The sequence below is a fragment of the Natrinema sp. CGMCC1.2065 genome (genome assembly GCF_051225675.1).
GTDB classification, from domain to species: domain Archaea; phylum Halobacteriota; class Halobacteria; order Halobacteriales; family Natrialbaceae; genus Natrinema; species Natrinema thermotolerans.
The window spans coordinates 24,252-47,717 of record NZ_JBPJSJ010000022.1 but is presented as its reverse complement, the minus strand read 5'-3'; the positions used below and the strand labels follow the sequence as shown (position 1 = coordinate 47,717).

The 23,466-nt window shown below is 67.0% G+C and carries 16 protein-coding genes; 14 read left to right on the top strand and 2 right to left on the bottom strand.

Annotated features, from left to right (window positions below):
- Window positions 1-121: 121 nt before the first annotated feature.
- Both lipA and ACSBP4_RS17415 read right to left on the bottom strand, forming a co-directional pair.
- Complete coding sequence (gene lipA / locus ACSBP4_RS17420) at window positions 122-1,090, bottom strand: lipoyl synthase (protein ID WP_435552975.1); 969 nt, start codon at window positions 1,088-1,090, stop codon at window positions 122-124.
- Entirely contained in the window at window positions 1,087-1,626 is a 540-nt protein-coding gene (locus ACSBP4_RS17415; protein ID WP_435552974.1) for a hypothetical protein, read from the bottom strand. The genes lipA and ACSBP4_RS17415 overlap by 4 nt, the downstream gene beginning before the upstream one ends.
- 176 nt (window positions 1,627-1,802) lie before the next feature.
- Here ACSBP4_RS17415 and ACSBP4_RS17410 point away from each other — a divergent pair, with 176 nt between their 5' ends.
- From ACSBP4_RS17410 to ACSBP4_RS17345, 14 genes are all read left to right on the top strand, one after another.
- Window positions 1,803-2,318, top strand: a complete 516-nt coding sequence (locus ACSBP4_RS17410; protein ID WP_435552973.1) for a PH domain-containing protein — start codon at window positions 1,803-1,805, stop codon at window positions 2,316-2,318.
- Between the two features lie 43 nt (window positions 2,319-2,361).
- Complete coding sequence (locus ACSBP4_RS17405) at window positions 2,362-2,958, top strand: hypothetical protein (RefSeq protein ID WP_435552972.1); 597 nt, start codon at window positions 2,362-2,364, stop codon at window positions 2,956-2,958.
- A gap of 55 nt (window positions 2,959-3,013) precedes the next feature.
- On the top strand, window positions 3,014-5,368 hold the full coding sequence (locus ACSBP4_RS17400) for a DEAD/DEAH box helicase (RefSeq protein ID WP_435552971.1): 2,355 nt from the start codon (window positions 3,014-3,016) through the stop codon (window positions 5,366-5,368).
- A gap of 124 nt (window positions 5,369-5,492) precedes the next feature.
- A complete protein-coding gene (locus tag ACSBP4_RS17395; RefSeq protein ID WP_435552970.1) occupies window positions 5,493-6,971 on the top strand; it encodes a hypothetical protein in 1,479 nt (492 codons plus the stop codon).
- 221 nt (window positions 6,972-7,192) lie between these two features.
- Window positions 7,193-8,788: a cell division protein FtsZ gene (locus tag ACSBP4_RS17390; RefSeq protein ID WP_435552969.1), complete on the top strand. Its 1,596-nt coding sequence runs from the start codon at window positions 7,193-7,195 to the stop codon at window positions 8,786-8,788.
- 215 nt (window positions 8,789-9,003) lie between these two features.
- Entirely contained in the window at window positions 9,004-11,013 is a 2,010-nt protein-coding gene (locus ACSBP4_RS17385) for a hypothetical protein (RefSeq protein ID WP_435552968.1), read from the top strand.
- 299 nt (window positions 11,014-11,312) lie between these two features.
- Window positions 11,313-12,704 carry a cell division protein FtsZ gene (locus ACSBP4_RS17380; protein WP_435552967.1) on the top strand — a complete coding sequence of 464 codons (1,392 nt, stop codon included), beginning with the start codon at window positions 11,313-11,315 and terminating at the stop codon, window positions 12,702-12,704.
- Window positions 12,701-12,967 (top strand): hypothetical protein, encoded by a 267-nt coding sequence (locus tag ACSBP4_RS17375; RefSeq protein ID WP_435552966.1) that lies wholly within the window; start codon window positions 12,701-12,703, stop codon window positions 12,965-12,967. Before ACSBP4_RS17380 ends, ACSBP4_RS17375 begins: the two co-directional genes overlap by 4 nt.
- Window positions 12,964-13,983, top strand: coding sequence for a hypothetical protein (locus tag ACSBP4_RS17370; protein WP_435552965.1), 1,020 nt, complete (start codon window positions 12,964-12,966; stop codon window positions 13,981-13,983). The genes ACSBP4_RS17375 and ACSBP4_RS17370 overlap by 4 nt, the downstream gene beginning before the upstream one ends.
- Window positions 13,980-16,067: a hypothetical protein gene (locus ACSBP4_RS17365; RefSeq protein WP_435552964.1), complete on the top strand. Its 2,088-nt coding sequence runs from the start codon at window positions 13,980-13,982 to the stop codon at window positions 16,065-16,067. The genes ACSBP4_RS17370 and ACSBP4_RS17365 overlap by 4 nt, the downstream gene beginning before the upstream one ends.
- Before the next feature lie 3 nt (window positions 16,068-16,070).
- On the top strand, window positions 16,071-17,297 hold the full coding sequence (locus ACSBP4_RS17360) for a hypothetical protein (protein ID WP_435552963.1): 1,227 nt from the start codon (window positions 16,071-16,073) through the stop codon (window positions 17,295-17,297).
- 2 nt (window positions 17,298-17,299) lie between these two features.
- Window positions 17,300-20,218, top strand: coding sequence for a hypothetical protein (locus ACSBP4_RS17355; RefSeq protein ID WP_435552962.1), 2,919 nt, complete (start codon window positions 17,300-17,302; stop codon window positions 20,216-20,218).
- Between the two features lie 2 nt (window positions 20,219-20,220).
- Window positions 20,221-21,213: a hypothetical protein gene (locus ACSBP4_RS17350; RefSeq protein WP_435552961.1), complete on the top strand. Its 993-nt coding sequence runs from the start codon at window positions 20,221-20,223 to the stop codon at window positions 21,211-21,213.
- Complete coding sequence (locus tag ACSBP4_RS17345) at window positions 21,206-23,443, top strand: hypothetical protein (protein WP_435552960.1); 2,238 nt, start codon at window positions 21,206-21,208, stop codon at window positions 23,441-23,443. The genes ACSBP4_RS17350 and ACSBP4_RS17345 overlap by 8 nt, the downstream gene beginning before the upstream one ends.
- Window positions 23,444-23,466 lie beyond the last annotated feature (23 nt).

Here is a 23,466-nt window from a genome sequence, read left to right as displayed (position 1 = left end):
TAACGTTCGTGGTATTTGAATCGTGGAACGGCCGGACGGACTTGACGAACCCGAAGTTCGGTCGCAATCGGACTCGTCGCGGACGGAACCGACGGGTTCGAGCAGGTTCGTCGGCCGTCGCTCAGGAGTCCGTCTGCTGGGGCCTCGAGCGGCGGGCGTCGGCTCTCGCCGCCTCGAGGCTCTTGCCTTCCCGCAACACGGCGTCGACGAACAGTTCGCCCGCCTTGTACGACGAGCGGACCATGGGACCGCTGGCACAGTAGAGAAAGCCGAGTTCCGCCTCGGCGACGCGCCGCCACGTCTCGTACTTGTCGGGGTGGTCGTAGCGCTGGACCGCGAGGTGGTCCCGCGAAGGCCGCAAGTACTGGCCCAGCGTGACGATGTCGACGCCGCGCTCGCGACAGTCCGCTAACGTCTGATAGACCTCGTGATCGTACTCGCCGTGGCCGAGCATGATCGAGGTCTTCGTGTAGATGTCGGACTCGCGGTCGACCTGTTCCAGGACCGAGAGGCTCTGTTCGTAGCCCGCACGGCGGTCCCGGACCGGGAACTGCAAGCGCTCGACGGTCTCGACATTGTGGGCGATCACGTCCGGTTCGGCGTCGATGATCTTCCGGACGAGCCGTTCCTCGCCCTGGAAGTCCGGGATCAACACCTCGACGAGGATGCCGGGATGGCGGGCCTTGATCTCGCGGATCGTCTCGGCGAACTGGCCCGCGCCCTGATCGGGAAGGTCGTCGCGGTCGACGCTGGTCAACACGACGTAGTCCAACCCGATCTCGGCGATCGCGTCGGCGACGTTCGCGGGCTCGTCGGGATCGAGCGGCTCCATGCCGCCCGTTTGTACGTCACAGAAGTTGCAGGCTCGAGAGCAGCGATCGCCCAGCAGCATGAACGTGGCCGTTCCACCGTCGGCCGACCCGTCGCCGGGTCCCGATCGACCCGACCAGCACTCGCCCAGATTGGGACAGTTTGCCTCCTCGCAGACGGTATGGAGGTCGTACTCGCGCAGTGTCTCGCGGATGCCGGCGAACTCCTGGCCAGACGGGGGGCGGCTCTTCAGCCAGTCGGGCTTTCGCGCGCGACTCATACCGGTACGTCGGGCCGATAGCCAAAAACCGTGGTGGTCCGGCGGCCGAGCCCGATCAACGACCCGGTATGGAACTCTCTCGTCGTCCGGCGAACGACGGACCGGACGACGTTATCCTCCGCACGTTTTTGAGTGAATCTAACGCGCATGTCGTCAGTCACCCGTATAATCAACTTCTGATGATAACAACCGTCAGGAGTCCATCTCGTACTGAACGGGCCCGAACGCTCTGATCGATCCGTCGTCGCGACCTCTACTTCCACGTCGTAGGTTCCAGTTTCGACGATATTCGTATCACCACTACGGGAATGTCGCGTCGGAAAGATCCGATACCGACGTTCGTACACGACATCAGAATCAGTGAAAAGACCGCCGGCGGAGCTGATCGTCGTTTTCACCCACACTTCTTCGTCACGGTCGTTGCCCCAACTGACTGAGCCGTATCCGGAATCGAGCGCAGACACACCGGCGTAGACGCTCGTAGCACCAATAACTGCGCCACCACCTGTAAACAAAAGCTCCCGTCGAGTGGGCATTACGTGTCACCCGTAGCTAAAAACACTAAGACGTTCTGGCTCATTGAACGCAGCAACCAAATTCATTGAATGGCGTTTCGTAGTCTGTATCCAATGAGGAGAGTGGGCCATCAACGACCGTTAACCGGTCCGTTACCCCGATAGCTTTACGGACGGGTACGGAATAGGCGGGGCCGATGGCCCTCGGCTCGACGCCCGACTGGTTCCACATCAGCGACGACGAGGATGTCGTCTGGGAGAGCCGTCCCCATCCGGTCACGATGGGAACGCGACTCCCGGTCGGGATCGGGATCGCGATCGCGGGGTTTCTCCTCGCCGGCTGGAGCGGGACCGACGGCGTCGGGACCCTGACGATCCTCGGCGTTCTCGTGACCGTCGTCGGCGCGGCCGTCGCCGGTGCCCGCTATCTCGTCTGGACGAACACCCGCTACGTCATCACCTCCACGGAACTCTACAAGAAACGCGGCGTCGTCTCCAGGGACGTCACCCAGTTTCGCCTCGAGCGGGTCCAGAACACCAGCCTCCGCCAGTCGTGGATCGGCCGTATGCTCGGGTACGGCGACCTGACGGTCTACACCGCTGGCTCGGGCGAGCCGGAACTGACCTTCGAGCGGGTCCCCAGTCCCGAGCGGGCGAGCAGCCGGCTCAGCGACCAGCTCGAGGCGGTTGCGACCGACGAGTCGGCCGTCTGATGACCACAAGACCCATTATTGCGGGCTCGGGATCTCCGATACGATGTCGACAACGCAAACGGCGTCCGGCGAACCCGCGGTATCGAGCCGTTCGAGCATCGCGGCGAGCGCGGGCGTCGGCGTCCTCACGGCGGCGATCAGCTATCTCGTCACCTATCTGCTGATCGGAACCGAGGTCCGCGAGCGGTTCGGCGACGGCGTCGCCGACTGGCGGGGCGCTGCCTGGTACTTCTACGAGGCCCACATGGTCGACGTGGAACTCACCGGACAGGTCGGCTCGGTCGGCGGGACCGACACCCTCGATCTCATCGCGCGAACGGGCGGCGCCGCGGACCTGCTGTACGTTGTCGTCCCGCTGGCGCTGATCGCGGCCGGGGCGGGGCTGGCCGTCCGGCTGGGAGCGAGCGAACTCGGCGACGCCATCACCATCGGGCTCCCGGTGATGATCGGCTATTCGGCGGTGCTGAGCGTCGGCGCGGTCGCCGCCAAATCGACGACCGAGGTGTCGGCGTTCGGGATCGAAGCGACGCGGACGGTCGCACCGGCGCTCGTGCCCGCAGTCCTCCTCGGCGGTGTGATCTACCCGCTCGTGTTCGCCACGCTGGGGGCCGCGATCGCGACGGTCCTCGCGTCGCGGTAGCCGGGAGACGCCTCGAAGGAAACGCCTTTGACCCGCCGCTTCTCCTGTCCGTGTGATGGAGGTCGCCGAGGTTCTCCCCGAGTTCGCCGACGCCTTCGCCTTCGAGGAGTTCAACCGCATGCAACGCGAGGCTCTACCGGCCTTGCTCGAGTCGTCGGAGAACGTGGTCGCGAGCGCGCCGACGGCCTCGGGGAAGACGGCGCTTGCGGAACTGGCGATCTGTAAGGCCTTAGCCGACGGCGGCACCGCGCTGTTTATCGCCCCGATGCGGGCGCTGACCAACGAGAAAGAGGACGACTGGGACCGCTTCGAGGCGCTGGATTACTCGGTCTACGTCGTCACCGGCGAGCGCGATCTCAACCCCCGCCGCGCGCGCCGGGCGGACATCCTCGTGATGACCCCCGAGAAACTGGATTCGGCGACCCGCAAACACGACTCCCGTCGCTACGACTTCGTCACCGACATCGACGTCTGTGTCATCGACGAGGTCCACTTGCTGGACGCGGACCGACGGGGGTCGGTGCTGGAGGTGACGATCTCCCGCCTGCGCCGGCTCTGTGCCCCACGGATCGTCGCACTGTCGGCGACGATGCCAAACGTCGACGACGTGGCCGCATGGCTCGACGCCCCCGAGGAGGCCACCTTCGAGTTCGGCGACGAGTACCGGCCTGTCGATCTCAAATCGGGCGTCAGGACCTACACCCACGGCGACAACGCCTTCGCGGACAAGTACCGCCGGCTCTACCGGGCGCTCGACCTCGCCGAACCCCACCTCCGGGAGGACGGCCAGGCGCTGGTCTTCGTCTCCTCGAGACAGGACACCGTCCAGGCGGCCAAGAAGGCCAGAGACGAGATCGCCGAACGCGACGTCTCGATGGGCGTCCGTGGGGACTACGATTTCCACACCGATCTGAAGGAGGCGATCGACAACGACACCCTCCGGCAGTCGATCCTCGACGGCGTCGCCTTCCACCACGCGGGCCTCTCGAAGGAGGAGCGGGACCTCGTCGAGGAGTGGTTCAAACAGGGCCACATCGAACTCCTCTTTTCGACGTCGACGCTGGCGTGGGGCGTCAACCTGCCGGCCCGCTGTGTCGTGATCCGGGATACGAAATACCACGATCCCCTCGAGGGCGAGGTCGATATGAGTCCGCTCGACGTCCTCCAGATGCTCGGCCGCGCCGGCCGCCCGGGGTACGACGACGTCGGCTACGGCTGGGTCGTCTGTGACTCGAGCGAGGCCGACAAGTACCGCCGCTTGCTCCGGGACGGCAAGGAGATCGAGTCCCGGCTCGCGGAGAGCCTCGAGACGCATCTCAACGCCGAGATCGCGATGGGGACGATCACCGATCTCGAGGACGTGATGGACTGGCTCGAGACGACCTTCTACTACGTGCGCGGCCAGTCCAAACCCGACGAGTACGACTTTCCGAACCTGCGCGAGCGGGTCCGGGACTGCCTCGAGGGGCTGGTCGAGCGCGGCTTCGTCGAGACCGGCGAGGACCTCTCGATCGAGGCGACGCCGTTGGGCGTGTTGACCTCGAAGTACTACCTCCGGCTGGATACGGCCGCCCGCTTCGCCGCGCTCTGTGACCGGGCCGAATCGGGCCCGATCACGGCCGGGGACGTCCTCGAGACGGTCGCGACCGCCGAGGAGTTCGACTCGGTGTCGGCCCGACAGGACGAACGCGACGCGATATCCGCGGTCTTAGTCGGCGAGGACACCGACGATCTCGACGCCGGCGAGCGGAAGGTCCTCGCAATCTTGCGCGGGGCGGCGAGCGGGTCGACGCCGGCGGAACTGCGCAGCGACGCGTGGGCCATCCGGCGCAACGCGACCCGGCTCGTCTCCGCGCTGGGGGCCTTCCTCGATCGGTTCGTCGGTCCCCACGCCGCGAACCTCGCACGGCGGGTCGAGGCCCGCATCGAGAACGGCGTCGCCGAGGACGCGGTCGGACTGACCGCCATCGACGGCGTCGGGCCGGGCCGCGCGAGCAAGCTCGCGAAAGAGGGACTGTCGACGCCCGGCGACGTCGCCGACGCCGGCGTCGAGGGGCTGATCGACGCCGGCCTCTCGGAAGGCGTCGCCGAGCGTGTCGCCGAGGGTGCGTCGTCGCTGCCCGCCCTCGAGATCGACTGGGGGCAGTTCCCCGAGACCGTCGCGACCGGCGAGAACGAAGTCTGTGACGTGACCGTTCGGAACGTTGGCGAGCCGGCCCGCGCAGGGATCCGGGTGACCGTCAACGGCGTGGAAATGACGAGTTCGAACACCTACCTGCGCGACGCGGAGACCGTTCCGGTCGGCGTCTTCGGCGCGGATGCCGAGGAACTCGAGTTTACCGTCAGCGTCGCCTTCCCGGAGGAGCCGCTGGTACCGATCACGGCGAGCCGGACGGTCGACGTTCGGTAGCGCTCTCGAAGGGCCGGCGGCAGCGGCGCTGGCGTTTCCTCGACGGTTCGAATGGCTGCCCCGTCGCGCGATGACCGTTCGATAGCCGATACTTCTTTGCCCGTCTACTATCGACAGTTGCGACATGCAGATCGAGCCGTGGGTGGCGGAACGGGGGACTCGACCGGAAACGGTGCTGTCGCTGGCGGACGGCCAACTCCCGCTCGTTCTCGCGGGGGCAGTCGCAGTGGTCGTCGCGGGGATCGCGATCACCCGGCGAGGCGGCGACGCGGCAACCGGGGGGACCGATGCCGACTCGACCCCCGCACCGGAAGGCAACGGTCGGGAAACGACCACTCGAGAGGAGTCCGCTGGCGTGACCTTCGAGGACCGAATCGGCGAGGCGACGCTCGAGCGGCTGGCGCCGATCGCGCCCGACGCGGTCGAACGGGTGCGCGAACTCGTCGCCGAGGGCCGCGTCGCCGAGCCGGAGGGGATCGACCGCGCCGAGCGCGAGCTTCGTCACGGCCTCGAGGACGCGCTGGCCGAGGGACGGCTCGACGTGGGCGTCACCGGGCAGGACGGCCGGGCGTACGAGATCGTGAACCTTCCGAGTCGCTACCGGGAGCTGTCCCTGCCGCCGTCGGGCCAGACGGTCCACGTCGAATCGGCCGAGCGGGCGGTCCGGGACCGGCTCGAGAGCGGCTCGATCCGCGAGGCGGCCATGGCCGCAGCGGCGGTCGACGACCACCGCGAGTCGGTCCGCCGCCACGTTCGTGACCGCGAGGCGGAGATCGTCGACCGGCGACGCGAGATCGAGGCGACGCTGTCGGACGTCCGCGAACTGGTCGACCGCCTCGAGGGCGCGCTGGCCGATCGCGTCGCGGAGTTCGTCCTCGAGGGACGCCACGACGACGTAGCGGGGGTCAGCGAGATCGAGCGACGCGTTTCCGACGCGACCCGACAGCTGTATCGCTGTTCGTTCGACGACGCACGACGGGCGCTACGGGACGCCGACGAGGCCGCCGACGAACTGCTTGTCACCGTCGACTTCCTCGGTGGGCTGGTCGGAACGATCGAACACGGAAGCGGCCGGGTCGCGATTCCGGAGGCCGTCTCGACGGCGCTGCTGGCCGACCTCACGCCGATCGTCGAGCGACAGTACGACGTCGACGCGACGATCGACGGCGACGCGTTCGTCGTCGAGACTCGGGGCCCCACCGGCGAGAATCCGTCACCAGCGGACGGCGTCAGGGAACCAACTGATGCAACGGCGGTCGGCGAACCGGACGACGGGGCGACGCCGGTCGCGGAGAGCCGATCAGCCGTCGCACCCGAGGCGGTGGCGGACGAGATCCTGTTCGTCCTCCGGGAACTGGACGGGAATTCCGACGGGACGACGGTCCAGTGTCAGACCGAGCGGCTTCCCGAGGGAGTGGCTCGAGCGGCGGTCCTCGAGGAGTTGGCCGCGTTCTGTCGCCGACAGACGGATCTCGTCCGGAACGTCGATTTACAGGAGGGCGCGCCGCCGGGCTTCCTCGAGATCGAGTTCGCCGATCGGACGACGCCGCGGGACGGACTGGACGCGCTGCAAGACCGGTTCGTCGAGCGCCACGGCGGCTGAACTGACCCGACGATCCCCGCCATCGACGTGCTATCGGTGCTGATGAGACGACGGTTGCCGACCGGATGAGCCGCGTTACGGACCACTCGGACATTAAATTTTCAGCTCCGTTATCAATACATCACGAAAGCGGGAAACAACGGAGCGGAGCCATGTCATCGTCGATGACACACACGTAATCCTTTAGATAGTTCCGACGTACGAGTAGGATAGTACCCAGAATGACGAATCTCTGTAAGATCTGTATGGCACGGGAGGGGGAGTGGACGGAGTCGACCCTCGTCGACCACGTCCGGGCTGCACACGGCGACGAGCCGGAGTCGGTCGAACAGGTGTATCCCGAACTTCGCGAAGAGGTGTTCGCCGAGGAGGCCGACGGGGAGGACGCGACCACCGGCCGGACGCGACCGGAGCCGGGCTCGACCGAGACGCCGAGCGAGGACCTGCTCGACAGTTCCTACGGCAAAAAGTGGTTTCTCATCGGCGTCGGCGGAGCGGGGAACAACATCCTCGACGCGGTGTTGTTGCGCCGTGAGACGCTGGCCGAGAACAACGAACGCCGCGCCCGGATCTGGGAGGGCGGCCTCGCCGGCTACGGCCCCCTGAACACGAACGTCAGCGAACTCGAGCAGACCTACTACGCACAGGAAGAGAAGGGGTACAGCCGCAACGATCTGCTGCCCAACTGTATCATCGGATTCGGCCGCCACGACTACGCGGGTGCCGGCTACCGGTGGGACATCGGCAAGGAACTGATGGAGGCCGACTTCGAGGACGGTGCCGACCCGTTCCGGGAGCGCTGGGACATGCGGGCCGATCGGATTCAGGACTCGCAGGCGGTGATGTTCGTCCACAGCGTCACGAAAGGCACCGGCTGTGGCGCGACGCCGGTCGTCGCCGATCGCCTCCGGAACGACGTCCTCGGGGACGACACGATCGTTCCGAAGCCGCTCTTTAGCAGCGTCGTCATCCCCTCCGAGGGGACCGAGTACTCGGAGTACGGCGGCCGCGCGAAGGTAAACGGCGTCGTCGGACTCGCCCGCACCTCGCGGGCGGTCGACGCCATCATTCCTTTCGATAACAACCGACTTGAGGCCGTCCAGGCGGACATCCGCCCGCGGATCGATCGCCTCGAGGAGTTCAACCCGCCCCAGTACACCGAAATCAACCGGCCGCTCGTGGCCTTCCTCGAGGCGTTTACGATGTCGTCGGTGCCGCAGTTCCTCGACCGGGACGCGACGATGTCGATCATGGGCGACGTGTTCGATCCGGCCGACAGCTTCCGACCGGTCGAGGACAAGTACCGGCTGAACCCGGACGCGTCGTTCACGCCGGCGGTGATCCTCGCGCCGATCCTGGGCCGGTCGCGCGCGAACTCGATCGATCGCTCGAAGCTCGAGATCCTCGTCCGGAACGCGCTGTTCCAGAACAAACTGGCCGAGTTCGACCCGACGACCGCCTGGGGCGGCACATTCCTCCTGTACGGCCCCGCCGAGAAGATGGACGAGGTGTCGGAGTTCGTCGCCGACGGGACGATGACGGAGATCATCTCCGGCGAGCAGTTCCTCGACGCGGGCGACACCGCAGGGATCGAGACCGTCGACGTCCACGTCAAACAGCTCGTCACCCCGGACCTCGACGACGTCCACCTCTGGGGGACGCTGTGGAACCCCGAGATGCCGTCGCTGTCGGACATGTACGAACGGGCACAGCGACTCAAACAGGAGGGCAGCAGCGAACAGGCCGAGAACGTCCGCGAGGAGTGGGACGCCGTCGAGGCGCTGTTTTCCTGTCTCGGTCGCGAGAACATGGCGTGACAGGCGAGTAACCGGCGTTCCCGACGGCCGACGGTGGCGCTCGGAGACACAGCGGCGTTCCTATTGCACCGATCACGCTCGTCGACTTCGGATTCGGACGACCTACTCGAGCGGGTATCGATCGGATGATCGGTTTCTTTGCCGGAAATTCAGCTGAAAGACACATATCAGGGCAGAAGCTTAATCACGACCTGAACGCATTCGTTCGCTGTATAATGGCAGCGGACATCAACAATCTCCGGTGGAGGGCGGGGTGGTCGCCGTGGCGCGTGATCATCGGCGTGACGGTCGTGTTTACGATCGTCGGAGCGGCCATGGAAGCGATCGGACCGTTCATCGCACTCGGACTGATCGGGGGCATCGTCGTCTGGTACTGGGGCGTCAGAGAGATCAACAACAAGTACGAACCGCTCATCCAGAAGTTCATCGGCGAATCCGAGCGGAACGCGAGACGGGGTATCGAAGTCGACAGTGCAGAGTTATACAATTTGACGTACAACTCCGGAAATTCACCACCGCTTGTCAGTCCGTCCGATACGTACCACAACACGACTATCGTTATTACCGATACATCGATCAATCTGAACAAAGGTGCGAGGTATAACATGGAAACGCGGTCGGGGTCCGGGGGCGGTACCAACGAGGAGATCTATTACGATCAGGTGACCGGCGTCCGCTCCCATCAGGACGGGACGTTCACCGAACTCGAGATCCAGACGGCAGGCGGGGAGTCGACCAGGATCAGTTCGATCGCGACGGACACCGTCGACGAGGTCGTCTCCGAGGTCCGCCAACGGGTTCGGGAGATCAAAAATCCCGGTTCGAGCCGTGGCCCCGGAACCGACCCGAACCGACGGGGGACACAGAGGGCGACGGATCGCACGGAGCCAACGGCGGATCGGGATTCCGGCCCGTCAGCGGTCACCGAGCAGAGCGGCGGCGAACCCGCGGCCGCTCGAGAGGACGGCAATGAGTCGCCTCAGACGGCGACAAATCCGGTGACGACGGTCGCGGACGACGTCACTTCGCGAACGCGACCGACCGACCCGATCGCCGACGAACTGTGTCGGGTCCTCTCGGATCCGGATCCCGACGAAGATCGACTCGAGGACGTCCTCGAGGACGCGGTCGACCGGCTCGAGCATGCGGGGGCCGTCGTCGACGCCGTCGAGGATATCGACGATCCGACGGCGGACGCACAGCTCCAGTCGGCGAAACGTACGTTGTCCGTCCGCGAAGGGGCGATCGCCGACGGTCTCGAACCGGTGTTCGACCGCGTTCTCGAGGGCGGTGAATCGTCGGCGATCGAATCCGAACTCGCGGAAACGGAGGCGGCACTCTCGGAGACGGAAGCCGAGTTAGAACGGTCCGAGCGGGAGTACGAGCGGATGCGGACCGCGGCCGAGACGGTCTGTCGCGCGGCCGACCGAAGCGACGCAGTCACCTTCCGGACGGGCGACATCGCCGACCGAACCGCGGAACTCGCGGACGCCCTCGAGAGCGGGGCCGTCGTACTCGAGGACCCGGACGCGACGCGAACGACCGAGACGTCGGTCGCGTCGACCGCCGCGGACCTCGAGCGGACCGTCCGACCGGAGTCGTCCCAGTCCCGCGAACTGCTCGAGACGTTGAGCGAGTCCGACCCCGACGGCGTCGAGTCGGTGTTGCGCTCGACGGTCGATTCCCTCGACGCCTACGCGGACCTGCGGGCTATCGTCGCCGACATCGGCGAGCGCGACGTGCGTCGGCGTCTGGACGCGATCGACGACGAACTCGGGCGCAAGGACGGCGATGTCTACCGGCACCTCGCGGATCGGGTGCGGGAACTCGAGGCGATGCTCGAGCGCGACGGCGTTACGGACGTCCAACTGTACGCAATGTATCAGGAGTCGACGTTCTACGATCGGACGTTGTTACCGCGACTGTCCCGCTCGCTGGGTGATGACAGCGGAGCGGACCTCGGGCGGTCGGTCGCCGAGATCGAGGAGCGGATCGACGCCATCGAACGCGAATACGTCGAGGTCAGGGCCGATCACAACCACACCATTCCGCGGCACTTCCTCTCGCTGGCCGACGATCTCCGGGACGAGGCCCAGCGCGCCGAACGCGAGGACCCGATGCGGGCGGCCGGCCTCTGTGGGGCGGCCGATCAGGTACTGGACCACGTCGAGGCACTCTACGAGCGAAACGAGTACAGCGTCATGCTCCGTCGACTCCGCGGGTAGCGGGTGTTGCGGACGAGCGACGCCGCGTCTCTCCCGACCGGGTCGGTTCGTTGGCGTGTTGTGGACCTCGGCCGGGAACCGCCGATTATTCCCCACACAATAATTGGAATTATAAAACCCAGATAGATAGAAGAATATGGTGAGTATCTGAAAGTTATTGCAACGGGAAACGGTTGCCGGAAACGGCCTCATCGCGGGCCATTACCTTTATTGTACGATACTCGAGTTACCCGATTGATAAGACATGTACGATCCGATAATTACATTTGGAGTCGAACAAGATGGGTTTTGATAGTTAGATGACGTACCTGTTCGTTGGGGCCGGACAAGCGGGGGGAGCCATCGTCGATTCGGTGTTCGAGTACACCGACGATTCGCTGCTTGGGTTGTTCGACTCGGCCGACATCTCGACGGTCGGCCGGCCGCTGGTGTTCAATTCGACGATGCGGGACCTGCAGAACCTCTCGAACGTCCCGCCCGAAGATCAGTACGGTATCGCGGAGCAACACGGGCTCGTCCAGGGCACTGAGGCGGGATTCGAGGAGATGGTCACGGGCGGGTTCGGTCGGAACCCCGTCGACGCCGACGAGGTGATGGCCGAACACGCCCCGCAGATACAGACGATCCTCGGCGAGAAGTTCGAGTCAGGGTCCGCGGGCTCGTTCGACGATCCGTTCGACGACCCGGCCGAGGACGAGTTCGACGAGTCGCTCGAGGACGAAGCGCCGCTCGAGGACGAGGACGCCGAAGACACGCCGCCGGATCCCGACCCTGCGCCGACGACCGATCCGGCGGGATCGGGGACGGTCCAGTTCGCGTTCCTCTGTCTCGGGCTTGGGGGCGGCACCGGCTGCGGAATCGGCCCGCATCTCGCCCGCGAGATCAAGGCGTTTACCGACGGCCGGGCCAAGGTCGTCGCGATCGCGGTGTTGCCGAACACGCGCGGCTCGGCCGACGGTGACGGGCCGGGCGACGGGGACGGACCCAGCCCCGGTCGGCAGGCCTGGAACGCCCGGTACGGCCTCGATCGCCTCGAGGACGAAGTCGACGGGATCGTGCTGGTCGACAACCAGCGGATCTCCTATCTCGACTCGGCGGGCGGGGAGTTCGGCGAGTACAACGATTACGTCGCCGCGTCGGTCTACGACATGGTCGCCGGACCGGTGTTGAGCGGAGTCGATCCCAGTGCGGTCGAGGGGATCGACACGCCGGACATCGACGTGCGGGACATCGTGACGTCGCTGTCGTTCGGCGTCGCCGGCGAGGAGTCGACGCCGGGCTACGCCGCGATCGGCCGCTCGGTAACGATGACCAAGTCGCTACCGGGCTATTTGCTCCCGTTCGTCGGCAAACGCGACATCGACAGCGCGGCGCTGTCTCGGCTCTCGGCGGCCAAGCAAACGCTCGCGAAGGCCGACGTCGAGGACGCCCAGAAGGCGATTTCGCTGATCAGGGCCCCGAAATCGAACCTCGGGGCCGGCGGCAACAGCGTCGAGATCGGGACGGTCAAGGAGTTCCTCGAGCGCAGTTGTGGCCTCAGCGAGGTCAACATCGGCGTCGCGATGAGCGACCGGAACCTCGCGTCGGTGACGACGCTGCTGACCTACCGCCGCGAGGACATCGACCGGCTCGCTGACATCGAGGCGGCGGCCGACGCTTACGAGGAAGAGACGGAGGAGTTGCTCGCATGATCGGTCGCCGACGGACAGTGCTGTGTCTCCTTTTCGTCGTCGCGGGGACCGGACTCCTCGCAGGGACGGGCGCGGCGGCCGGCATCGACGTGGGCGCCACGACCGAGGCGGCGTCCGAGGCCACCGACGCGACCGCGCTCGCGGAGCAGTCGCTCACGATCGCGGTCGGCGGCGTCCTCCTCGGGGCCGGGCTCGGGGCCGCGATCGCCAGCGGCGCGACCTACTGGTACAAGAACCGGGAGTTCGAGGGGCGATTACAATGACGGCGACGCGGCGACTCGCGTGTTTCGCGGTGGTACTGTGTGCGGCCCTCGCCGTCGGTTCGGGCTCCGTCGGTGCGACCGACGTCGACTGTGGCGCCGACGGGCCGACCGTCGTCGGGGACGTCGACGGCGAGTGGACCGCCGACGACCAGACGCTGTACGAGGGCTCGACGTTCGACCTCGCCTACTGTAACGGCGACACGCCCTATCAGAGCGAGTGGCTCGACACCGACGAGGTCGGCGACGAAGACGGGTTTGCGGTCGAGCGGGTGAGCGACGAGTACGGCGATACCGTCGTCTACACCGTCGCGATCACTGGGACCGGTCATGAGGAGATCGCATTCGCCGACTACGTCAACCTCGACGCAGACGACGCCGGCGGACTGACCGCCACGGTAGCGGCGACCGACGCCGAGGCGGACCCGCTCGAGCGAATAGACGATGGCAGCGTCGACGAGTACCGGAGCGCCCGGACATCGCTGGCCGACGCGACGGCGGCGCTGGAGAACGCGACGACGGCGATCGAGAACGGGGACGCCGACCCCGACGCCGCCGAGACGGAACTGCAACGGCTCGATAGTGCGTACGGAAATATGACCGATTCGGAGAACGACCTCACCAAGGACCTCCTGGAACGGACGGGCGACTCGAGCGGATCGATGGCCGCGCTCGCGGCGGTCCGGACGAACGCGAGCGCACAGCGGACCGCGGCCGACACGGCGGTCGAACAGTACCGCGAGGCCGTCGCGGCCGAGCGATCCGAGGCGAAATCGACGGTTCGGACGACGACGTTCGGCTCGCTCGCGGCCGGCCTCGCGGTCGGCGTCGCGGCCGGCGTAGCGGTCCCGCTCGTCGCCGCGCGGCGCGTCGAGGAGGCCATCAAGCTGAGTCGGAACGTCTCCTACGATCGGAAAACCGCACTGATACCGATGCTCGTCGGGCTCGTGCTGGCGGTCGCCGGTGCTGTGGTGCTTTCGGTCGTGGTCGGGCCCGAACTGCTGGAGGTGATCCGATGAACGCCAACCTGAAGAGCGCGCTCGTGATCGGCGCGTTGGTCGTGATCTCGTCGGCGATCGGTACCGGCGTGTTCGTCTCGACCAGCTCCGATGTCGCCGTCTGGGTCGTCCTGGGCGGCGTGCCGCTGTTCATCATCGGCGGAATCGCGCTGTACGTTCGCGGCGTCGTGGCCGGCAGCGGAACGAGCGAGCAACAGTACGTCCGCAAGCGGGGACGGACCGTCGCACAGGACTTCCAGGAGACCGTCCGCGAACTGAACGACCTCCGCGAACGCTACCCCGACTGGGAGTTCACCGCGGACGCACAGCTCGAGTCGATCGCGGGCGACTTCCGCGCACAGGGCGTCGAGTTCGATCTCCGGTCGGGCGCGTTCGATCTGAACGGCGTCGGCGACGCCGACGTGCAGGCCTTCGAGGCGCTCTCGGCCGAGATCGACCGACTCGAGGGCGACGCCGAGGCCGAGTTCCGATCGTTCGCGACCGCGGAACTGGACCGGATCGAGGACGCCCTCGACCGGCTCGAGGACGTCGACCTCGCGAGCCGCGATGCGGCCCTGGAACGGCCGGCCGAGGACGCGGCCGTGCCGGCGTGTCGCGACGACCTCGAGGCCGGGCGAACAGTCGCCGCGGAGACGGTCGACGCGGCGATCGAAACCGTCCGCGAGATGGGGCGGGGCGGCCAGCGGCCGGACGACGCCGACGCGATCGAGCGCGAACTCGAGGCCGCTGCCGACGCCGTCGACCGCCACGAGTACGACACGGCGGTCGAATCGGTTCTCGAGGCCCGAGACCGACTGCGAGACCAGTTCTCCGGCTCGTTCGACGCCGAGCGAGACGCGGTGCTGACGCTGGTCGAGGCCGTCGAGGAGACCGGCGTCGCGACCCACGTCGACGCGGCGTACCTCGAGACGGTCGAGGAGGTCGAAGCGGCCGTCACCGGGATGGACTCGGCGCTCGACCTCTCGGAGGTGAGCCGCCGTCGGGCGGACCTCCGGCGGGCCTGTCTCGACATGGTCGCGGCCATGAAACGCGACCTCGAGACCGACGTCGAGACGCTCCGGCGGGCGGAGCTGCCGCCGGGGTACTACGCGGAGCCGGCGTTGCTCGACGACGACCTCGTCGGCGACCTCGAGGCGATCGAGGACTTCGATCGGTTCACCGACCGCTGGCGAGACGTCGCGGGCCGGCTGGCCGACGCCGTCGACACGGCCGACACCAAGGCCGCCGTCGTCGACGCCTACGACGACGTCGCCGACAGTATCGAGGCGGAACTCGAGGCGTCGGGCGAGGTCCGCGCGGACGACCTGCCGGTGCGCAACGCCGACGAGTTCCTCGGGCTCTACTACCGGCGCAACGAGGCCGTCGAGTTCGATCCGGCCGTGCCGGTCCTCCGGCGCGGCGACGTCGAGACGTACGACCTCACGGTCGACGTGGCCTACGAGCGCGGCGGCGAGAAACGAACGGCGACGCTGTCGCTGTCGGGTGCGGGATACGACGAGACCGCGACGGTCGAGACCCGGGTCGCCGGGACGGCGTCGTTCGCGGACGTGCCGGCCGGCGACCACACGCTCGAGGCCGAGCCGGGCGACGACGCGTTCGGGCCGATCGAGCGATCGATTCGAGTCGACGACGATGTGACCATTGATGTCGAGTTCACCGAACAGAGCCTCCGCGAGCGGGTCTGTTCCGACACCGACGCGGACATGAGCGAGCATCTGTCGGAGCTGCGACCGCGACTCGAGGAACTGTTCGCGGACGAGGGCCACGTCTCGACGACGATGGACCTGCCGGTCCGATCGTCACACGCGCCCTGTCTGCTGGCCGTCTGGGCCGAAACCGACGGCTACGATGCGACGGAGACCGACGACGGAGAGATCGTCGTCTTCGAGCGTGATCAGCTCGAGCGCGAACTGACCAACGTGGTCAGATACAACCTCGAGCCGGGCGAGCGGCTGTCCTTCGACGAACTCGAGCGGAATTTCCTGACGGCACCGGTCCCGCAGTCGGTGATCCGGGCGGTCATCGCGGACGTCGGCGAGGAGTACAGCGTGACGACCAGCGGCGACGCGATCGAGTTGGAGTAACCTATGGCACAGACAGACACGTTTACGAGATGGAGCGTCATCGCCTCGGGAGAGGGTGGCGGACGCATCGCATCGCAGTTCTTCGACCGGACCGAGAACCCGGGGATCGACGATCGGATCCTCGTGATGAACACCAACCGAGCCGACCTGCGAAACACGATCGACCGGCTCAAAGCGAAGTTAAACACCACCGACGAGGAGGCGGTCATCGAGTCCCACGCCCTCGAGTTCGGCTCCCAGCAGGGGGCCGGCAACTTCTTCCCGAACGGGGAGGCCTGTGCGCGCGAGGACCTCGACCGGATCGTCAACCGGATCACGGAGTTCGGCACGAGCGACGCGTTCATGCACGTCGCGACGCTCGGCGGCGGGACCGGCAACGGGTCGATCCCGTACGTGATCGACCAGTTCAAGGACGGACTGCGCGATCTGGACGACGACAACGCCGCCCAAGAGTGGATGGACAGCGTGATCCACGCCGCGTTCGGCGTCTGGCCGTACTATTACGAGCAGCCCCAGCGGCACTTCAACGCGGTCTGTGGGCTCTCGCGACTGCTCCGGACCGACGAGGACGAGCAGAACGCCGACATGGTGTTGCTCGCGTCGAACTCGCATCTCGACGACGAGGAAAACGGGGCCGGCGACCAGTACGACTCGATCAACGACGCGATCATCACGGCGATCGATCTGATGATCGGGGCCGGCCGCGAGACCCGCAGCGTCATCGACATCAAGGACTACGTCACGATCCCGTCCCAGATGGACGCCTATCACTTCACGCCCGCCGTCGCGACGGGCCTCAACGGCTCCGTCTACGAACTCGAGTACATGCTCGATCAGGCGGCCGAGGGGACCTTCGTCCCCATGGACGTAGAGACGACGGCGGCGGCCTATGCCATCGTTCGCGCGCCCGAGAGGATGATCGACGACGGCGAGATCACCGAGCCGGAGGTCTACGAGGCGTTCCGTGACTGGACCGGAAAACACGGCATCAACGTCGCCGGCCAGGCCAGCCTGACGCCAAAGCGAGGACGTGGCAGCGACGTCGACGTCCTCCTGCTGCTTGGCGGATTCGACCTGAATCCCCTGCTCGATCACTCCTGGGACGACTTCGAGATGCTCGGCGAGAGCCTCGCCGGCCAGTCCCGCGGCGGCGGTGCAGACCTCACGACCACACAGCTCGATCGGATCGTCGACAACCTCGAGAGCTACGTTGAACGGAACGCGGAGTGAGTATGACGGCGCTGGCATTCACTACCAACGGTCGCTCGAGCGCGGGTCGCGCGCTCGTCGCTCTCATCCTGGCGCTCGTCGTCGCCGGGACGGCGGTAACGCCGGTCGCGGCCGCGGCAGCGACAGCGGTACAGGACGACGGCGGTGACGTAGAGATTACCCGGGCCGACGGGAACGTCGAGATCGACGTGAGCGGACTCGAGGGCGAGTTCGACAACGTGACCGTCGGGCTCGTCGATCCCACCGGGAGCAACGAGACGGCCTCGGTCAGTGGCGGCACGGCCGATGTCCCGATCGAGAACCTGACTAAGGGGGTCGACGATGCGTCGCTCGTCGGCGCGACCGTTCGAGTCACCGCCGGCGGCGAGAACTACGAGGACACGGTCGACCTCCACACCGTGACGCTCGCGGCGGACGCGCCAGTCTGGTTCGACGACGAGTCGGGGCTCGTCCTCCCGCTCGAGCGGACCGGTACCGAGGGAATCACGGAGAACGACAGCGTGACCGTCACCGCCGGTGACACCGATCTCGAGGCCGCGGTCCGAGCGGGCGGGACTCAGCTGACGATCCCGCAGTCGGCCCTCGTCGACGCGGTCGGCCCGAGTACTGAGATCGAACTCGAGGTCTCGATCGCCGACCACGAATCGACGCGAACGCTCGTGCCGGCTCTGCGCGACACCGACGAGGGCCTCGTCCTCTGGCACCCGCTGTTCGAGACGGACACCGAGTACGAGGTCGCAGTCGAGGACGGCGACGGGGTCCAGTATGTCAACAACAGCGCGACACCGGTCGATCCCGGCGAGATCGATCTCTCGGCGCTCGCGGGAGCGAGCGAGATTGATGCGACCGTCACCTCGGCCGACGGCACACTGGTCGACGATCCGGAACTCTCGCTCGAGTCGTTCGACCTCACCGCGACGATCGTCGACGACGGGTCGGCGGTCGCGTTCGAGCAGGGCGTCGACGGTCTCACCGTGACCAACGCCGTCGTCGACGCGAGTACGAACGACACTGCGGCGTATGCGCTCGAGGGCAGCGGAACGATCGAAGACGGCCGATTCGCGCTCGAGAACGCCACGGTGACCGAGAACGACACGCTCACGCTGTGGACGAACGCGGGCGTCGGAACGGTCGAGCTTTCGGCCGCCCCGGCCGACCCCGAGGAGAACAACGCCGCCGAGGAATCCGACGGCGGAGACGAGTCCGGATTCCTCGGATCGGTACTCGAGGTCGGGTCTCTCGGCGTGTTGCTTCTGGTACCGGGACTGATCGGGCCCGCCGTCGGCTACGGGGCCTTCCGGTTCCGCGAGGAGTGGACGCGAGATCGACTCAAGATCACCAGCGTCATCGCCGTCGGATTTTCACTGGCGGCTGCGCTAGGACTCGTTGTAACGGTCGGTAGCGGCCTATGGCCGCTAAGCCTGCCAGACCACGCGGTCGCCCTCGTCGGCGTCGTCCTCGGGACGGTGTCGGCACCGGCGACCTACTACTACGTCGGCTTCCCGGCCGGCAGAGCGACGGGCTCGACCGGTGGCTACACGATTGACGTGACAGTCACCGATGGCGACCGCCCGCTGGACGGACGGACGAAGATCGGCTACCGGCTGGCGGACAGCCCCGATGCCGACCCGAAATCCACGACGATCAGGGGCGGAACGGGACGGATCAGCGTTCCGACGCGGGGGAGTTGGACGCTCGCCGCGAAACACGGCCAGCACGAGTCCGAGGCCGTCGAGGCCACCCGGCGACGGTCGAGCGTGACGCTCACCGTGCCGTTCCCGGCGACGGTGACGGTCACCGATCGCGAGGACGGCGAGCCGATCCCCGGTGCGACGGTGACGCGTCGCGACGACGGTACGACACACACGACGGACGCGAACGGGATCGTCACCCTCGAGTCCGACAGCGGCGGCTCGAGTACCGAGGTCGAGATCAGTCACGAGAAGTACGACGACCGGACTGAAACCGTCAGCTTCACGCAGGACGGCGACCGCGAGGTCGCGCTCGCGCCCCGGACCGGACGGGTTCGGCTGCGCTCTCGGGTCGACGGTGCGCCGGTCGGCTCGACGCCGCTCCGGCTCAGCCCGCGCGAGCAGGTGCTTCGCGAGCGGTACGGGACGATTACGTTACGAACCGGCGACGACGGAGTCGCAACGCGCGACGGACTCTTGGTGGGCCAGTACCGGGCCGAGATCTCGCCGCCGGCGGGTCGCGACGACATCTTCGACGGCGGGAAGTCGATCCTGACCGTCCGCGAGGACCGGTCGGCGACGGCCGAGGTCGACGCGACCTTCACGTGGTCGCTGTCCGCGGCCCAGCGAGAGCGGGTCGACCAGCTCCGAGGACGGATCCGGGAGCTGTCGGACCACGCGGGCCGGGACACGACGATCCCGCGATACTACGGGTCGGTCGTCGAGTCGATGCTCGAGGCGGTCGAAACGCTGCCCGAGGCCGGCCACCACTTCACCCACGGCGAGACCGACCCCGACGCGGTCGCGGACTCGCTGCTCGCCGCCGCGGCGAAGTCGATCGACGCGATCAACGACGCGATGACGACCAAGCGAAACGTCGACCTCTTCGCGGCCTGTGCCGATATGCCGGATCCCGGCCTCGAGTGGGACGGCGAGTGCGACCCCGCGGCGGTCATCGACTGCCTCGAGTCCGACTTGATGACCCAGCGCAACGCGCTCAAGGACCGCTACGAGGACGTCACCGGCCGGGTCGAGACCGAACGGGGAACGGTCTCGGAGGCGGCACCGGCCGAGGAGATGGTCCGCCACGCCTGGGAACTGGGCAGCGACGCCGGCCGCGGCGAGGAGGCGATCGCGACCATCTACGCCGCCCTCCTGCTGCTCGAGGCCGTCGATGGCCTCTTCGAGCGCGACGCGCTCCGCGAACGACTCTCACGGACGGTGTTCTAGAGATGCCAACACAGGAACGGAAACGGACGATACTACTGACGGCGCTGCTCGTCGCGACCGCCGCGACGGTACCGCTGTTGGGGGGAACTGCGACCGCACAGGAACGGACCGCGAACGGGTACTTCGAGACGTTCCGATCGATGGAGGGGACCGAGGCCTACGAGGAGTACGACGAGCTGGAGACGGTCCGGACGTTTGCCGTCTCCAAGACGCAGGTCACCGGCGATCTCAGCGCCGCCGAACGCGCCGAGTTCGACGCCGTCCTCGGGACGCTCCGCTCGTTCGATCGGGCCTACGTCCGCGCCGAAGAGGGCGAGTACGAGGCCAGCCTCGCGGCCGCCGAGAACGCCAGCGCACACATCGAGGACCTCGAGGAGTACGACCAGACGCAAGCGACGCTCGCCGACCTCGCGCTGACGCGGTTCTACGAGCGGCTCGGCGACGGCCTCTACGAGGAGGCCGAAGCGACGAACCGCACGCCGGAGCGACTCGAGCGACTCGAGCTAACCGCGACCGCCTACGAGCGGGCCGACATGCCCGACGAGGCGTCCCAGTTCCGGGTGCAGGCCGAGCGGTTGGCCGCCGAGTACGACCGCGACCGCGAAACGATCGCGACAGCCGGGAACGCGTCCACCACGTTCCTCGAGGGCTGTACCGATTGTACGGACGTCCAGGCCGCGATCAGTACCAACGGTCTCGAGACGTTCGCGGCGTACCAGGACGCGCGAGCGACCGCCAGTCGACTCGATGGCGCCCAGGAGCGGGCGGCCGAGCACGGACTCGCCGACCGCGAGGCGGAACTGGCGAACGCCAGCGCCGAGGTCGACGAGGCGCGAACGACGCTCGCGACCGCGTCGGCCGCGATCCTGATCGGCTACGGCATCGTCGTCGGGCTGTTGGGAACGATCGTCGCCGGGCGGCTCTTCGCCTGGCGACGGACGTACGAGGCCGCACAGGTCGGCTCCGTAGTTACGGTAGGTGAGAGCGATGTCTAGACGGGTACTGTTTCTCGCGGTCGTCTTCGCCGCCGGGTTAGCGGTCGCCACTGCTCCGGCGGCTGCACAGAGTACCGTCACCGTCCACGACGGGTCGGTCACGGTCGGAACGGACACGGCGGAGACGACGGTCACGGTTGACAACACCGGAAACGAGTCCGTCTCGGTCGATGTCTCGTCGCCGTCGGGTATCAACGTCGATCAGAGCCGTGATACCGTGCCCGCCGAAAGCTCTAGGGATATCACGCTCGAGATCAGCGCGGACGACGACGCGAGCGGCGGAACGATCACCGTGAGTACCCCCGACGATTCCGGGATGATAGAGGTCGACCGGCCCCCGATCGCCGGCCTCGAGGATGAACCGCTCGATACCGGCGAGATACTCGTCGGTGAGCAGGCGTCCGGGTCGGTCGGTATCGAGCAGATCGGCGGCGATGGATCGTTGGGCGACGTCAGTGCGAGTGTCGTTAGCTCCGATCCGGACGCGAGCTTGAGCGTCTACGAAACGGGAGGAACGCTCGAGTGGACCGCCACCGTCGACAACGACGCCGCTCAGCACGAGGACCTCGAGTGGGAGGTCGAACTCGTATCCGACAGCAACGCGGCCCGAACCGTCGACGTGGAGGGAGAAGTCATCTACCCGCCCAGGTTCGGCGACGTCGAACTCGACGACGCCGAGGTGACGTTCGACGAGCCGCGGGGATCGACGGCGACGATCACGGAGACGATCGACCTCGACGTAGAAAACGACGGTGACCTCGAGATGGACCTCGAGAGCGTGACGGCGTCGACGTCGAACGGGGGCCTCGACGTTTCGGTCGCGGACCAGCCCGGGACGGTCGACGGACAGTCGACCGAGACGGTCGAACTGACGGTCACGGCGGACACCGGCCTCAGCGAGGGGGTCTACGACATTTCGGGGGTCGCGAGAGCGAGCGACATCGATACGACGGACGCGAGCTACGACGGCACCGTCCGTATCGAACACGAGACGCAGCTCGATGCCCCCGATCGGATCGACATCGGTGACGTTCCGATCGGTGAAAGCAGCCGCCAAACGGCGTCGATGGGAGAAGCGTTGGGCTACCAGAACGTCGAGAACCTCGAGATAACGCTCGAGGACGGGCCGGACAGTTGGCTGACGATCGAGGAAGCGCCGTCGCGGCTCGACGCCGGCGGGTCCCGGCCGGTAGTGTTCCAGGCCGCGTTCGACACCGACGCGGAGCTGGGGACCACCTATGAGTGGACGTACGCCGTCGACGGGACCGGCGTCGAGGCGGAGACCGTAACGGTCACTGCGTCGCCGGTGCCGCTGAACCTCGATCCGGTCCGGAACGACGTCGGGGCCTACGACGGTCCCGTCGCCGAGGGGACGCTCTCGATGATCGAGACCATGGATACGCGGATGCGCAACGGCGAGATCGAGGACGACAGCATCACGAACGTGATCTCCTTCGGGACGGCCTCGTCGCTGTACCTCGAGTCGATGGACGCCGCGAGCGAGCGGCAAAGCGCCGGCGAGTACGATCAGGCCCAGCAGGACATCGTCCAGGCTGCGGCCGCGTACAACACGATGACACTCTACGCGGACGAACTCGACGACGCGGCGTTCCGCTCGGACACGGAGACGGCGCTGTCCGCGGCCGAGAGTGATCTCGACGCCGGCATCGAGGAGCAGGCACAGTACTACGAGTCGCGCCTCGAGTCCGAGGACGTCTCGCTGATCGAGGAGGCGACGACCAAGCGAAAGCTCGCCCGGGTCACCCTGCTGCAGGGCGACGACGAACGGGCGACGGCGCTCGAGCGGGAGGCACAATCGGCCTTCGAGAACTACACGCAGGCCGTCTCCGAGGGCGAGCGCGCCCGCCAGCGCGCCGACGAGACGTGGGAGACGATGCACTCCGAGCAGTTCGTGACGGTCGCCGGCCAGCCGCTGCTCCTGAACCCGGCCGAGTACGACGCCTACACCGATCGCGTCGACGAGATGAACGCCGCCTACGAGAACGCGACGGCGACGTTCGAGCGAGCGGGAGAGACGAGCCGCGCCGAAGCGGTCGAATCGGAGTACGCGGATCGGACCGCCACGCTCGAGCTAACCCGATGGTCACTGCTCGGCGCGACCGGGATGTACGGCCTCCTCGTGATCGGTATCGTCGTCCGCACCGCACGCGGCACGTACCAGTACCTCCGGGACGCTCGCGCGTCGGTCAGCGGCGATTTCCTCGTCTGACCGGCGGCGACGCTCGCGCGGCG

What these genes read in the sequence shown, in the direction of transcription:
- lipA (WP_435552975.1), bottom strand. Translation starts at nt 1,090, where the DNA reads ATGAGTCGCGCGCGAAAGCCCGACTGGCTGAAGAGCCGCCCCCCGTCT.
- ACSBP4_RS17415 (WP_435552974.1), bottom strand. Translation starts at nt 1,626, where the DNA reads ATGCCCACTCGACGGGAGCTTTTGTTTACAGGTGGTGGCGCAGTTATT.
- ACSBP4_RS17410 (WP_435552973.1), top strand. Translation starts at nt 1,803, where the DNA reads ATGGCCCTCGGCTCGACGCCCGACTGGTTCCACATCAGCGACGACGAG.
- ACSBP4_RS17405 (WP_435552972.1), top strand. Translation starts at nt 2,362, where the DNA reads ATGTCGACAACGCAAACGGCGTCCGGCGAACCCGCGGTATCGAGCCGT.
- ACSBP4_RS17400 (WP_435552971.1), top strand. Translation starts at nt 3,014, where the DNA reads ATGGAGGTCGCCGAGGTTCTCCCCGAGTTCGCCGACGCCTTCGCCTTC.
- ACSBP4_RS17395 (WP_435552970.1), top strand. Translation starts at nt 5,493, where the DNA reads ATGCAGATCGAGCCGTGGGTGGCGGAACGGGGGACTCGACCGGAAACG.
- ACSBP4_RS17390 (WP_435552969.1), top strand. Translation starts at nt 7,193, where the DNA reads ATGACGAATCTCTGTAAGATCTGTATGGCACGGGAGGGGGAGTGGACG.
- ACSBP4_RS17385 (WP_435552968.1), top strand. Translation starts at nt 9,004, where the DNA reads ATGGCAGCGGACATCAACAATCTCCGGTGGAGGGCGGGGTGGTCGCCG.
- ACSBP4_RS17380 (WP_435552967.1), top strand. Translation starts at nt 11,313, where the DNA reads ATGACGTACCTGTTCGTTGGGGCCGGACAAGCGGGGGGAGCCATCGTC.
- ACSBP4_RS17375 (WP_435552966.1), top strand. Translation starts at nt 12,701, where the DNA reads ATGATCGGTCGCCGACGGACAGTGCTGTGTCTCCTTTTCGTCGTCGCG.
- ACSBP4_RS17370 (WP_435552965.1), top strand. Translation starts at nt 12,964, where the DNA reads ATGACGGCGACGCGGCGACTCGCGTGTTTCGCGGTGGTACTGTGTGCG.
- ACSBP4_RS17365 (WP_435552964.1), top strand. Translation starts at nt 13,980, where the DNA reads ATGAACGCCAACCTGAAGAGCGCGCTCGTGATCGGCGCGTTGGTCGTG.
- ACSBP4_RS17360 (WP_435552963.1), top strand. Translation starts at nt 16,071, where the DNA reads ATGGCACAGACAGACACGTTTACGAGATGGAGCGTCATCGCCTCGGGA.
- ACSBP4_RS17355 (WP_435552962.1), top strand. Translation starts at nt 17,300, where the DNA reads ATGACGGCGCTGGCATTCACTACCAACGGTCGCTCGAGCGCGGGTCGC.
- ACSBP4_RS17350 (WP_435552961.1), top strand. Translation starts at nt 20,221, where the DNA reads ATGCCAACACAGGAACGGAAACGGACGATACTACTGACGGCGCTGCTC.
- ACSBP4_RS17345 (WP_435552960.1), top strand. Translation starts at nt 21,206, where the DNA reads ATGTCTAGACGGGTACTGTTTCTCGCGGTCGTCTTCGCCGCCGGGTTA.